17 protein-coding genes are annotated in these 13,234 nt (G+C 43.0%); 3 read left to right on the top strand and 14 right to left on the bottom strand.

The window, feature by feature from the left end:
- Positions 1-36 precede the first annotated feature (36 nt).
- Genes ASD40_RS07580 through ASD40_RS07570 form a run of 3 tightly spaced genes read right to left on the bottom strand, consistent with a single transcriptional unit; the run spans position 37 to position 1,592 of the window.
- Positions 37-294 carry a DUF2164 domain-containing protein gene (locus ASD40_RS07580; RefSeq protein WP_047677672.1) on the bottom strand — a complete coding sequence of 86 codons (258 nt, stop codon included), beginning with the start codon at positions 292-294 and terminating at the stop codon, positions 37-39.
- Between the two features lie 9 nt (positions 295-303).
- Entirely contained in the window at positions 304-612 is a 309-nt protein-coding gene (locus ASD40_RS07575; RefSeq protein ID WP_057302707.1) for a Dabb family protein, read from the bottom strand.
- Positions 613-650: 38 nt separating this feature from the next.
- Positions 651-1,592 (bottom strand): hypothetical protein, encoded by a 942-nt coding sequence (locus ASD40_RS07570; protein ID WP_057302706.1) that lies wholly within the window; start codon positions 1,590-1,592, stop codon positions 651-653.
- A gap of 150 nt (positions 1,593-1,742) precedes the next feature.
- On the opposite strand from ASD40_RS07570, the gene ASD40_RS37095 reads away from it, so the two are divergent.
- The 3 genes from ASD40_RS37095 (at position 1,743) to ASD40_RS07560 (ending at position 3,479) form a co-directional block, all read left to right on the top strand.
- The gene (locus ASD40_RS37095) at positions 1,743-1,919 is read left to right on the top strand and encodes a hypothetical protein (protein WP_156389925.1); all 177 of its coding nucleotides are present in this window, start codon (positions 1,743-1,745) and stop codon (positions 1,917-1,919) included.
- 143 nt (positions 1,920-2,062) lie between these two features.
- The gene (locus tag ASD40_RS07565; RefSeq protein ID WP_057302705.1) at positions 2,063-3,052 is read left to right on the top strand and encodes a YpdA family putative bacillithiol disulfide reductase; all 990 of its coding nucleotides are present in this window, start codon (positions 2,063-2,065) and stop codon (positions 3,050-3,052) included.
- Between the two features lie 124 nt (positions 3,053-3,176).
- The gene (locus tag ASD40_RS07560; RefSeq protein ID WP_235549192.1) at positions 3,177-3,479 is read left to right on the top strand and encodes a hypothetical protein; all 303 of its coding nucleotides are present in this window, start codon (positions 3,177-3,179) and stop codon (positions 3,477-3,479) included.
- A 64-nt stretch (positions 3,480-3,543) separates the two neighbouring features.
- Here ASD40_RS07560 and ASD40_RS07555 read toward each other — a convergent pair whose 3' ends face one another.
- The 11 genes from ASD40_RS07555 to ASD40_RS07505 all read right to left on the bottom strand — a co-directional run bounded on the left by ASD40_RS07555 (position 3,544) and on the right by ASD40_RS07505 (position 13,231).
- On the bottom strand, positions 3,544-4,098 hold the full coding sequence (locus ASD40_RS07555) for a DNA-3-methyladenine glycosylase I (RefSeq protein ID WP_057302704.1): 555 nt from the start codon (positions 4,096-4,098) through the stop codon (positions 3,544-3,546).
- 84 nt (positions 4,099-4,182) lie between these two features.
- On the bottom strand, positions 4,183-4,989 hold the full coding sequence (locus tag ASD40_RS07550; RefSeq protein WP_057302703.1) for a TatD family hydrolase: 807 nt from the start codon (positions 4,987-4,989) through the stop codon (positions 4,183-4,185).
- Positions 4,973-5,749, bottom strand: coding sequence for an ABC transporter ATP-binding protein (locus ASD40_RS07545; RefSeq protein ID WP_057302702.1), 777 nt, complete (start codon positions 5,747-5,749; stop codon positions 4,973-4,975). The genes ASD40_RS07550 and ASD40_RS07545 overlap by 17 nt, the downstream gene beginning before the upstream one ends.
- A gap of 18 nt (positions 5,750-5,767) precedes the next feature.
- Positions 5,768-6,535, bottom strand: a complete 768-nt coding sequence (locus tag ASD40_RS07540) for an ABC transporter permease (protein ID WP_029194190.1) — start codon at positions 6,533-6,535, stop codon at positions 5,768-5,770.
- On the bottom strand, positions 6,535-6,825 hold the full coding sequence (locus ASD40_RS07535; protein WP_029194191.1) for a thiamine-binding protein: 291 nt from the start codon (positions 6,823-6,825) through the stop codon (positions 6,535-6,537). Before ASD40_RS07535 ends, ASD40_RS07540 begins: the two co-directional genes overlap by 1 nt.
- 27 nt (positions 6,826-6,852) lie before the next feature.
- A complete protein-coding gene (locus tag ASD40_RS07530; protein ID WP_057302701.1) occupies positions 6,853-7,866 on the bottom strand; it encodes an ABC transporter substrate-binding protein in 1,014 nt (337 codons plus the stop codon).
- Between the two features lie 483 nt (positions 7,867-8,349).
- Positions 8,350-8,556, bottom strand: a complete 207-nt coding sequence (locus ASD40_RS07525; protein WP_057302700.1) for a hypothetical protein — start codon at positions 8,554-8,556, stop codon at positions 8,350-8,352.
- 105 nt (positions 8,557-8,661) lie between these two features.
- The gene (locus tag ASD40_RS07520) at positions 8,662-9,072 is read right to left on the bottom strand and encodes a VOC family protein (protein WP_082562113.1); all 411 of its coding nucleotides are present in this window, start codon (positions 9,070-9,072) and stop codon (positions 8,662-8,664) included.
- 20 nt (positions 9,073-9,092) lie between these two features.
- Positions 9,093-9,944, bottom strand: coding sequence for a patatin-like phospholipase family protein (locus ASD40_RS07515; protein WP_057302699.1), 852 nt, complete (start codon positions 9,942-9,944; stop codon positions 9,093-9,095).
- Positions 9,945-10,133: 189 nt separating this feature from the next.
- Positions 10,134-11,699: a DUF3369 domain-containing protein gene (locus ASD40_RS07510; protein WP_200957379.1), complete on the bottom strand. Its 1,566-nt coding sequence runs from the start codon at positions 11,697-11,699 to the stop codon at positions 10,134-10,136.
- Positions 11,696-13,231 (bottom strand): sensor histidine kinase, encoded by a 1,536-nt coding sequence (locus tag ASD40_RS07505; RefSeq protein ID WP_057302698.1) that lies wholly within the window; start codon positions 13,229-13,231, stop codon positions 11,696-11,698. Before ASD40_RS07505 ends, ASD40_RS07510 begins: the two co-directional genes overlap by 4 nt.
- Positions 13,232-13,234: the final 3 nt, after the last annotated feature.

The following is a 13,234-nucleotide window of genomic DNA, read 5'->3' as shown; positions in this document are numbered from 1 at the left end:
CTCGAGTTCTCCCCTCAGAACCTTCTATGTACCTGGTTACCTGCGTGTTATTTTTTTCGTCATTTTCATCGCATAGAGGTCTTCTTCCAATGAACTCATTCTTTCCATCAATGTCTTGCCAGCATCTTCGATGGCCTGGTTATAAATAGGTGCAGCCAATTGTTGAAGCATATAATCGATTAATTGTTCTGTGGCCAACCGTCCTAATTCAATATTGTGGTCCAACTCCAGATGGCCTTGCAAATCCTCAATCAACAATTCCTTCTCTTCTTTTGCTAATTTCAATGGTTTCATACGAGCACCTCACTTAAAAATCATCAAATCGATTTCTTGAAACCGACTTACTTCTTTTGCCCAACGCTCCGAAACATAATGGGTATGTACCGGATGAGCATTGTAAGCTTCATAAGCCGCTCTATCAGCAAAAACCATTGAAAATCCGTAATCATAATCTGTCTTTGTGCTTACTTGACGAAACACTTCAAATTGATCAACGCCAGGTATTGCCGCCAGTTCTTCAGCACTGCTTTTTAGAAATTGTTCGGCTTCTAGCGTATCTTTACCTGCATGTAAATTAAATACAACCATATGCTTGATACTTGCCTGATTCATAGGTCTCTCTTCTCCTTTTGTTTCCATCTATATTTCCATTATAGCGGATTTTGTATCAACGAACTATATAACCTCTTCGCTTCTTCCATGCTCGACTCCGACCTACTTAAAGCTTGCTCTAACTCGTTACATATTCGATTCACTTCCATCGATTTATCTTCTACTTGTTTTGAAGTTTCGTGAATCTTACCTTGAACCAACCAATCGGTTAATAATCCGTCAAAGAAATAATCTGAGAATTTGAGAAATCCGCTAATATGACTATCCATCGATAACGTCATATGGACATCCTTAAGTTCCTTCTCAAAACGGCTTAGTCTACTCTGAGCAGCGTGTACATGATCCATGGCTTCATCAATTTTCCCGTGTTTGATATGCGTAGACAGCATGCCTCCGCCGAGCATATCATAAGTACCCCAATTCCGTGCAGAACGAAGTGAGTCAGCTGCTAATTGCAAATATTTCAGGACTGACTCTCCTGCGCTTAACGCTTCTTTAAGCTCTTTGATTTGTAATTGAAATTCCGCTATCCGTTCAGAGAGCTCCCGCAGCTGCCCGCTCTTCCCAGAGTCATTAGCATGAATATAGGATTCAATTCGTAGAGTCAGATCTTCCACTTCTATGTCCCAAAATCGCACGGAATGGAGCTTGTTCCGTATCTCTTGTATCTCTTGCTCAAGATGATCCCTTCGACGGACAGCTTCATTATATCTAAATTTCAATTCTAGCAGTTCTTGTTCCTCAACAGCCAGCTTCTCTGCTTTCTTGTTCATTAAATCATACAGAAAGCTGGTAAAGCTGCGAGTTTTCAATTTTTCCACATCTCTTTTTTCTTTGATGAGCTGTTCTTCCCAAATGACAATATGATCTTTTGAGTTACTCCATTCTCTTTCTAAATCCGCTAACCGGGCCGACCAAACTGCTTGCAATCGGCCATTTTCTTTGGCTGCTGCCAATCTTTGCACAAGCTCTTGAATCATATTCCACCATCCCTTACGCGATTTATCTACTTTAATAGACGACGTCCAGCTTTCATTGGTTTCATCAACTTCCTATTTATGGAGAATAAAAAAACCACAACTGTACACGTTAAAGATGAACGTTAAACTGCCCTTGAAAGGAAGAACGACATGGAAAACGAGAAGCATAGAGGTAAATACAAAGGCACAACGAATATGAATGCCAAAAATCAAGATATGGCTTTCGTTAACGACACATTAGAAAATGCACCCGACACAACACCTATCAACATCGCCAAGGACGACATTAGTGAAGGTAACGAAGAACAACAATTGAATCAGAAGTAAGGAGTCATTCTTCCATTTAGAGCAGTCTGCTATTTCCTAAAGTTGGGTATAGCCGTCTGCTCTTTTTTACTTTACGCAACTTGGCATCTCCTTCGGCTTGCGATACTATGGAATGAGTATTTAGTCTTGGGGAGGTTATCACATTGGAACAAGTCATCGTTATTGGTGCGGGTCCTTGCGGATTGTCTGCTGCTATCGCTTTACAGCGCGAAGGCCTTTCACCTTTACTTATAGAAAAAAGTTGCATCGTAAATGCCATTTATTTGTATCCAACCTATTTACAGTTTTTCAGCACACCAGAGCTGTTGGAAATTGGCGGTTATCCATTCACAACACCTCATGAGAAACCTTATCGCCAAGAAGCTTTGGTCTACTACAGAGAGGTTGCGCGAAGAGAACAGCTGCGAATTCATTCCTATGAGGAAGCTTTTTCTATCGAACGACTAGAGACGGGATTTAAAGTTCATACAGAGGATCAATTTGGGAAAAAGGCGGCGTATATCACGCGCAATGTTATCGTAGCTACGGGTTATTTTGATCATCCTAATTTACTAGGTATTCCCGGTGAAGAACTGCCAAAGACGACGCATTATTATAAAGAAGCACATCCGTATGCAGGGGCAAAAGTAGCCGTTATTGGCGGAAACAACTCCGCTGTCGATGCTGCTATGGATTTGCTTAGAGTTGGCGCTGAAGTTACAGTGGTTTACCGCGGCAAGGACTTCTCAGCCAACATTAAACCGTGGGTTCGTCCGATATTTGAAAGTATGGTGAATAAAGGCCGTATTCGAATGTGGTTCGATTCCCAAGTAGAACGTATTGATGAGCATACCATTACCGTGCGAAAAGGAACCGAACACGTCACTTTAGATAATGACTTCGTACTTGCCCTAACCGGATTTCGACCGGATCGTGAGCTTCTGACCTCCATCGGTGTACAATTCCACGAAGAAACTAACGCTCCTCTTGTTCAACCAGACACGATGGAAACGAACATTCCAGGTTTATATGTAGCTGGAGTTGTCGCTTCATCTAAATATGATGCGAACGAAATTTTCATTGAAACAGGCCGTACGCATGGTCTGGCAATCACGAAGCATATCGTTTCCAGAACGAACCTCCAATCCAATTGATTGGAGGTTTTTTTATATATGAAAATATTTCCCATTTTTCATAGATTCCTCTTCCATTACGAACATTTGTTTGCTATAATGAAAACAAGAACAAATGTTCCAATTAGATGAGGAGGTTGTTAACATGATGAACACCAGTCACAATTTTCGGTTTATTGAGAGGGATTATTGGTACCACAAAACATTGTGTAACACTGACCATCTTCTTCCCGGACAGATTGACGCCATGCTGGACGAAGCACACACCCACTACGCCGATTATACGTTCAAGTTTTATGACGATGGTTCGGTGACAATCATAGATAACGACACAAATAACCGCATTAAACCTCGCGAGCTAACAGGAGCCGTATATGACTTCTACATTCGTAAGCGTATTTATTTAATTAAAACCAATCTAATGGAGAAGCAACTCCAATACGCCTGATTGAAGCACAAAAAGGCCATCTGATTTGGACGATCGTCCGATCAGATGGCCTTTTCTCTACACTTTATTTATATCGAAAACAGGTTTGAATGTGATCGTTCACCATGCCAACCGCTTGCATATAAGCATAACAAATCGTCGAACCTACGAACTTAAAGCCGCGTTTTTTTAAATCTTTACTCATAGCATCAGAGATTTCCGTCGTCGCGGGCACCTGACTCATATCCGTCCAATGATTGTTGATCGGCTTCCCGCCAACGAATCCCCAGATATAGGAATCAAACGTACCAAACTCCTGCTGCACCTTTAGAAAGGCTTTCGCATTCTGAACTACAGACGCAATTTTCAAGCGATTGCGAACGATCCCTGAGTTCTCAAGAAGTTCATTCAGCTTTTTATCGTCATAGTTCACAATAATCTGCGGATCAAACCCATCGAAAGCTTCCCGATAGCTCTCCCGCTTCTTCAGAATCGTATACCAGCTCAGTCCCGCTTGTGCGCCTTCCAGATTAAGCATCTCGAACAAATGCCGGTCATCATGGACAGGAACACCCCATTCATGATCATGGTAATCGATATATAACGGATCTTCATTAACCCAACCGCATCTAATAGTCATTTAAACACTCACCTTATCCAGAAATCGAACATGCGTTCTATATTATTATAAAACCTCTACGAATAGATGTCCAGTTAGATTTAATTAGAATAAGTGAGGTGTAGGAATGCCGTAGAATTGTTTGGTATTATTCAAAAGCGTATGTGCCGCTTCTTCTACTGGCAGTCCTTTTAGAAGCGCTATCTGTTCAATGACAGCATGGACCATACGCGGATGCGTCTGCTGCCCCTCAAAGGGCCCCTCGAAAGGCCATGGGCCATCCGTTTCGACCATCAACAGCGTAATAGGATAATTACGAACGAGCGTGCGTATTTCTTCTTCATATAGAACGTCCGGTGTTATGGAGATAAAATAGCCAGCTTGAATCATACGTTCTACCGTTGAATGTGACCCTTTGAACCAATGAAAATGTGCTTTTTTCATGCCATGCTTTTCAAGTAAGTCGCACACAATGTCAGCATCCTCGTACACTGCGTGCAAGACTACCGGTTTATCCAATTCCACTGCCAGCTTCAAGAAGCTCTCAAGCAGTGCAATGTAAGGCGCTAAGTCAAAAACACGCCCCTGTGCTTCGGCTTCCAGCCTCATATAATAAGGCAAACCAATTTCACCAACAGCAATCATCCTAGACGAATGCTCACAAATCCATTTGTTTAAATCATTCAACTGATTTTCAGTAGGCAGATCTTGTTCAGGGTGATAGCCATATGCTGGAAAAACTTGCTCTGGGGCTTGCAATAACAGCTGCTCAGTTGCCTTACAGGAGTCCAGGTGTCTCGACACTGCGATCAATGCCTCAATGCGGCACTCTGCTAATTCCGTTAAAAGAGTCCGTGCAGCAGATTCTGTGTACATATCGAGATGAATATGAGCATCAATGGCTTTTATCATATGTAATCTCCTGACGCAAAAGCCCTTGAATATACTGCCGGAGCTCTTGAAATTTCGGTTCAAGCATGACGGACTCTTGGCGCGGCCTTGCAAACGGAATAACCAACTCTTCTATGATCTTGGCAGGCTTGTTAGAGAGTACATAGATACGATCGGATAGAAACAACGCTTCTTCAATGCTATGTGTCACAAATAGAATGGAGCGCTTATTCTGTTCCCATATATTAAGCAGCCATGCCTGCATGTCTTGCCGTGTAAGTGCGTCTAAGGAGCCGAACGGCTCGTCCAGACACATGAGTTCCTGTGGACTGAGCAAAGCTCTCAGAAAAGAAACACGCTGCTGCATCCCACCTGAAAGTACATGCGGAAGTTCTTGCTCATAGCCACCTAATCCGACCTTCGGCAGCCACTCCCTTGCTTTGGCTAGCGCGTCCGTTCGCGTTTCTCCTGCAACTTCCTGAGCAAGTGCTACATTGGACTCAATAGAGCGCCATGGGAACAAGGCAGGCTGCTGAGGCATGTATGAGATTAGGCCTTTAGAGCCGGTCACATTCACACCATCCAGCCATACCTCCCCTGAAGAAGGCTTTACAAGCCCGCCAATAATGTGAAACAAGGTGCTCTTTCCGCTGCCCGATGGACCGATAAGTGAAACAAGCTCCCCCTTTTTAACATGTAAAGAAATATCTGCAAGCACGGATACGCGCTGTTTTTTACCAGGGAACGTTTGATGAATGCCTCTAAGTTCTAATTTACTCATGTACTCATCTCCCCTTTCTTAAGATGACCGTTTCGCGTTCCATCGAATGACGAGCTTCTCAAGCCCAGCGATGAGCCAGAAGAAGAGTAAGCTGAGCGTGACAATCATCAGAATTGCAACAAATTCGCGGTCAGCGCGGAATGCCGATTTTTGCAAAATCATATAATAGCCCAGTCCAACGCCTCCGCCAAGCCATTCGGCAATCACGGCCCCCATCACACTGTATGTGGCCGATATTTTGAGTCCTGTGAAGAGGAATGGCAAAGCATGCGGTAGTTCTAATTTATAAAAGATTTGCCGTTTGCTGGCGCCGATCATCTGCATATAGTTATACATACTGCGATCCGTTTGCATGAAACCGTCCAAGGTAGACATCGTTACAGGAAAAAAGCAAACAAGTGAGATTAATAGAATTTTAGGTAAAATGCCAAAACCAAATAAAATGATAAGCAGCGGTCCCAGTGCAATGGTCGGGACATTTTGAGATAAAATAAGGAGCGGGTAAAAACCAGCCTTTAGCGCAGGCACTCGATGTAAGCAGCTAGCGACAATCACGCCGCCTGTTACACCAGCACTAAACCCAATCAACATTAAACGCAGTGTAGCGAATGTGTGCATCCATACCCTGGGCATATCCGTAGTGCCGTCTTTCCATATTTTGAGCGGACTAGGCAGCAGCCAGCTTGCTGTACCTCCCCAAGTCACGGCAAGCTGCCATAAAAGCAGCAGAAGGATGACCACAACAATCGGTGGCCACCCCGCTTTGAACCAGCGATGCTGTTTCATTATCTGTATTTCTCCGTCAATTTGTCCATAGAAGCACCTGACGGATTGAAGTAAATTTTCACCTGCGAAATTACGTTAGGGCTGCCCATCTCAATCATCGCGGCATTCATGTCTTGAATGATCGCCAGAAGTTGGTCGAGCTCCCCTTCCATTGTCGTTTCCAGCGGAGATACGAAATATTTCACGCCAGACTTGGCTATCACTTCAATAGCACGGTCTACATAGGGGATGACATCTTCATTGTTTTTCGTTTTCGGAATGATTTGAATACTGACAAGTGCATTAGCCACTATAAGTGCCTCCTCCAACAAATCGTGTTATTTTGAGCTTTCCGGTAAGAATTTGTTCGTGAATGCAGCATCTGCATCGATATTTTTCTCGAGCAGCTTGTGATCAAGCATCCAGGTCGCATAATTTTCCCATACGGATTTTTTTTGTTCGCCCCAACGAACGGCATCATCTTGATAACGCGGGCTAAGCCATTTTTGACTGGCAAGCACAAGTTTTTTATCTAAATCAGGAACCGCTTTGATCAAAATATTAGCAGCGTCCTCAGGCTTGCTGATCGCAAATTGATACCCTTTCGATGCAGCAGCCATGAAGGCTTTCACGAGCTCAGGCTTCTCTTTGATCATTTTCTCATTCGTCGCAAGAACCGGTGTATAGTAATCCAGTTTATCCGAATATTTGTTCAAATAAATCATGTTCAGCGGCTCACCGCGCAGCTCGGCATCTACACCTGTCCAAGCGTAGTAAATCCATGCGAAATCAATATCCCGCTTAACGGCAGTGAAATAATCGGCATCACCGATGTTCACGATCTTCACTTTGCTTGGATCTGCTTTTTCGGATTGCATAAGCGAGTCGATCATCGCACTTTCTGACGGTGCACCCCAACCGCCATACGTTTTCCCCTCGAAATCCTTAGGCGACTTGATGTTCTTCGCTACCGGCGATGCAAAACCGGATGTGTTATGCTGAATCACCGCAGCAATGGAAACTAACGGTACACCTTGAATTCGTCCTTGTGTAATACTTTCTTGATAACTGACACCGAATTCCGCAGCGCCTGAAGCAATCATCGCATCGGCTCCGCCTTCACCAGGAGCAATAATTTCTACATTCAGTCCCTCTTTTTCAAAAAAGCCTTGATCCTTAGCGACGTATAACCCCGTATGGTTCGTATTTGGCGTCCAGTCTAGAACGACCTTCACGTTCGTTAACGGCTTGGGCGTTTGTTTTGCCGGCTGTTCAGCCATCTTATTGCCGCATCCAGCCAAGGCGACTGTTAAGCTCACTAGCATAAGTGATGCAATTTTCTTCCATTTCATTCTTTGTTTCCCCTCTCCACATCTCTTTTTAACCACAAGAAAAAGCCCCCGTTATCCGGGAGCGCCATGTGTAGAAAATGATAAACCCATTCGAAACAGATCGAATGAACGTGCATTTATGTGAGTTCTCTACGCTGGCATTACCCAGATCAGATTAACGGTGAGTGACAATGACGGTCACAATCTCAGCCTGACTTCTCAAGCTCCCGTGAGTTCTTATTGGTTTGTTTATACCATACCTCATGTTCGTACATATTGCAAACAGAAATGATAACTACATTCCTGCTGCATCCAGCAAATAGGGCTTATGTTATACACCTTTGATGCTTGTTGATAACTCTCATTAACTTCTTCAGCAGACCCGACGGCCATAACTTCAAATTTGTTTGTAACGTTGGTCAAAGGCTTTATACATATAGGCAGCCATCCGTGGTTACTGTTGTTGTATTTTCTGCAACATTTTCCACTCACAAACGCTATTTATTAAGTGTAAGTTGTAGTTTGTACAACACTTTTTACCCCTTTGAGGAAAAATGACCTGTAGGGGTCAAAACTGTTGCACTTTATGCAACATCGTATCGCAATAGCGCTTTTATAGGCTGCAATTGTTGCATTTCCTACAACATCATCCATCGAGAGTTCGTCCAGTCCTTCACCAACCTTTAAAAACAAGAAAAAACCACCGTTCACCTTAGAATCCCCCCCCTAAATTTTTCATCGGTTTAACCCAGGGGTTTTTCCAATGTTTATTCTAAGGGGCGCTCTTCAAAGGAACAGTGGCCTTAATTAATATGTCTAGTTTCTCGCAAGATTCAATTGCCATGTGACGCCGAAACGATCACCAACCCAACCAAACTTTTCACTAAATGGGTAGGCCGCTAATGGCATGAACACCTTGCCGTCTTGCGCTAACTTCTCATACACGCGATCAATTTCCTCTTCACTGTCACATGTAACGTACAAAGAAATCGCAGGTGTAAAAGTGAAATCGTGCTTTACATAGCTATCTATGCACATAAAAACCTGTCCATGAAGTGAAAACGTGGCGTGCACAACACTTCCCTCCGCGCCTGCTTCGCCTGCTCCATAGCGTTTTATGGTCAATATCTCGGAATGGTCAAATAAAGAAATATAGAAATTCATGGCTTCCTCAGCTTGACCGGTAAACATTAAAAACGTAGTAATTTTTTGATTTGATTTTTCCAAATACACACAGCTCCTTACGGTCAACTAAGTAACCATTCTTTCATCTGTGATCCCATTCGTTTCGCATCCTGATAGCCAAGCTCGTGCAACGCTTCTAGTTTCTTTGGATCCTTTTCCATACGGCCTACTACTACTTTCGACGAAGGTCGTATAATGATGGCACTTCCATCTGCTTCCATTCGTTCAATGGTTTCTAAGGTTCCATTATAGATTTCACTTCGATTGACAAGTACATTTACAAGGCCGTTATAAGCCGGGTAGAAACTTTTAGCTAGCCACCGCTGCTTAAAGGGACTCTTGCGATACCCCTGTTCTTTGGTCAACACGATAACATGCTTTTTGTTCCCATCAGCGAGAGACTTCTTCACAGGAATCGGATCTACTAAGCCGCCGTCAAACAAGGTCCGACCTTCATAATGAATCGGAGTGGCTACAAATGGCAATGAACTTGATGCTTGAACAATCGGCAAGGTTTGCTGCATAAGCTGATGTTTCGTGTAATAAATGGGTTCGCCCGTATGCGCATCGGTTGTACCGATCGCGAACTGCTGTGACGAGTTATAGAAGGTATCGTAATCAAACGGTACCAACTTATTCGGCAACTCTTTAAATATAAAATCCATCCCAAATATGCTCTTATGACGGAATAAATTACGATAGCTTAAATAACGGTGATCTCTAATATAACCGATCGTTACTTTTTTATTACGCCCGGGTTGTTTGGAAATATACGAAACTGCATTGCATGCACCTGCGGATACACCAACCACATAAGGAAAATATAAATCCTGTTCCATAAAGTATTCCAAGACTCCTGCGGTGTATACGCCTCGCATGCCTCCGCCTTCCAGTACGAGTCCAATTCCTTCCATGGTCACACCTTCTTTCTCTTTCTCTCTGTCTCTAGCCCCTTTCTAGCATACAGGAAATGTCAATTAAAAGAAATGCTCCTCCATCTCCGTAAAAGAGACAAAGAAGCAGATTTCATACCACTTTATTAGATGGATTCAGGAATTACCCCAGATAACCCACGTTTTTGGCGAATTTTACGGATGATGATGTTAACGTTGCTCCTTGTAGAACTCTTTGATTACCAGGAACTCATCCAAATGCTTAATAAAGAGATCTACGATCACAGGATCGAAATGCCGACCGCGTTCCGTTTTAAGCAAATCCATTACGCGATCAAGTTCCCAAGCTTTCTTATAAACACGATCACTGCATAAAGCATCAAATACATCAGCTAATGCGGTTATACGACCATAGAGATGTATCTCGTCGCCGCGAAGTCCTTGGGGATACCCTGTTCCATCAAAACGCTCATGATGCTGCTGTGCGATGATAGCAGCGGCATTTAAGACTTGCTTGTTCGAATGCTTGAGCATTTCGTACCCCAGATTCGAATGAGTTTTCATAACATCGAATTCTTCACTTGTTAGCGATCCAGGCTTATTTAAAATCGCGTCTGGTATGCCAACTTTACCAACATCATGCATCGGCGAAGCCAAGCGAATGACTTCGGCTTCCTGCTCAGATAATCCATATTTAATAGCCAGTAAACGGGAGTATTCGGCAACTCTTTTCACATGGTGTCCCGTTTCCTTGGATCTCGTTTCCGTGATTTCACCCATCGTATAAATAATTTCTTGCTGTGTGCTTTCAAGCTCTTCATTCAAATAAATATTTTCGAAAGCCACAGAAACATTCGCACAGTAAATATCAACTAAATAATGCTCCCACTCGCTGAGTGCTTTGAATCCATTCATATAGATGACATTTTCCATCCCCATCTTACTTTGAAAATAAATCACAAAGCGATCCGATGCGAAGCTGCTTTTTTTGGAATGAAAGGCATGTTCAATCTCTTGGAGTACATCTGTAGGAACAACATCCCGTGCTCGTTCGTCTTGATTGGATGCGTAATCCCCGCTTGCTGCTAGGATATAAATATCTTCCACGCCTTTAGTAACAGCAAAGCTGCAATGAAGCGCATTTTTATGTAAGTTAACGATGGAGGTCATTTGTGTTAAAACGCCGGAAGCAAATTTCTTCATAGATTGCAGCTCGAATAACGAAGCAGATGACTTAATAATCTCCTCCAAGCCCGATCTGCTTTTCTCAATTGTTTTAATATCGCGATAGGAGCGCAGCGCCGTAACCACTGTGGTGAACAGCTTCTGTGTTGTGAGTTCTGTCTTTTCTTTATAATCATTAATGTCATAATCCATGATGACCGTGCGTTCAGGCGCTTGACCTGGCTGACCTGTCCGCAAAATAATGCGTATCGCCTGATTATTCAATTCTTCGCGTATGTACTTAACAATTTGCAGCCCCGCATCATCTTGTTCCATGACAACATCCAAAAGGACTAATGAGGCATTCGGTTGTTGTTTTAACAGCTGTTTGGCTTCTAAAGCCGAAAAAGCACTATGGAATTCCAGCTTCTTTCCATCAAATTCAAAGTCTTGCAGAACCATTTTCGTCACTTGATGGATTTGTTTCTCATCGTCAACAATGAGTACGACCCAAGGGTCTTGTTCGATCGGAACTTCCTTTGCTGAATCGGTCTCTTCTTCCTCAGCAAAAAAAAGCTCATCCTGGTCCATTAACCCATCTTGTCCTGTCATTGCACAGCTTCCTCCTCTTTCGGAATTGTAATGGTAAATAAACTTCCTTGTCCCAAGGTACTAGAACCTTCGATGGTTCCATTCAGTGATTGTGTAACGAGATTATAGACAATATTCATCCCTAACCCTGTTCCGCCTTTACCGCGGCTCGTCGTAAAGAAAGGATCAAAAATTTGATCTAGCACTTCTTTCGTCATCCCTTTACCGTCATCGGTATAGGCAAGGATAATATAGTCTTGATGCTCTTCAACACGTATGGTTAAACTGCCTTCTTCCTCTATTGCATAGGCATGGTTCAAAGAATTCATGACTAAATTTGTAATAATTTGTGATAAAGCACCTGGGTAAGTGTAAAGAATCAGCTCATTATCGCAATAAACATCTACTCGCAGCCTTGTTTTCTTGAGCGTTGGTTTCAAGCTTGAAATGATTCCCTCTAAATACTCCTTCAAATGAAACGAGCGCTTGACTTCAACGCTTTGATCAACAGAAATTTGTTTAAAACTGCGCACCAAGGAAGAAGCGCGTTCCAGATTGGTCTGCACCATGGCATTCGTCTCTTGTGTGATGGATAGAAACTGCTCAAGGTCAGACTTTTTCATTTTACCTGTCTCATACAGGTTCTTAAATTCCTTCGTCTTTTGATCTAAATAGCTGATTGCTGTTACACCAATTCCTATTGGTGTGTTGATTTCATGTGAGACCCCGGCTACAAGATTACCCAAGGCTCCCATTTTCTCCGATTGGACAAGATGGTCCTGTGTCACCTGCAATGTTTTTAGTACCTGCTGAAGCTCTTGGTAGCGTTCATCCAAATTTTTGACCATATCATTAAAAGCTTCAGACACTTCGTCGATTTCAGGGGAAGCTTTGAACTGCAGGCTAGGAAGATCTCCTCCTTGCCTTACAACAAGCGCGGCTTCACGAAGTCGGCTTAATGGTCGAATAACAATTCTTCTCAAAATAAGCCAAAGCAATGTTGACATAACAATAGCTACACTAATGCCCACAATCAGAATAAGTTTCGTTCGCTTTGCAAGTAGTACGGCTTCCTCGGACGAATCAAAAATAACTTCTACCGCACCTACAACAAGGCCATCCTCCTGTAGAGGCGCCGTCAGACGGACTACCGGTTTATCCGTTTGTGCCATAGGCACACGGTCAACAATGGTATGATCCTGCTTAGGAATGATTACACTATCAAGAGGCATATGATTACCGACTTCAGAACGATTGGAAGCCGCAAGAACTACGCCTTGTTTATCGTAAAGCTTCATTTCGAGTACACGCGTATTTTTGTATTGAATATAATCAAATATTTGCTGTACATCTGTAACGGAACGAGATTCTTCATAGCGTCCATTAATGGCAATCGTCATACCGCTTATTTGACTCACATAGGCTTCTCGAATGGATTGATTTAAACTTATGGTATCGAAAACCAACATTGTTGAGAGCATACTGACCGTAACTGTAGTCACGAGGAAAACAATTCTTTTCTGTAAGCTCAATCTCTTTGGAAGAAATGACATGGG

Origin of the sequence: Paenibacillus sp. Root444D2 (assembly GCF_001426375.1) — a bacterium.
Taxonomy (GTDB): Bacteria; Bacillota; Bacilli; order Paenibacillales; family NBRC-103111; genus Paenibacillus_E.
The sequence above is the reverse complement of the archived record's forward strand: the minus strand, read 5'-3'. Positions and strand labels throughout refer to the sequence as shown.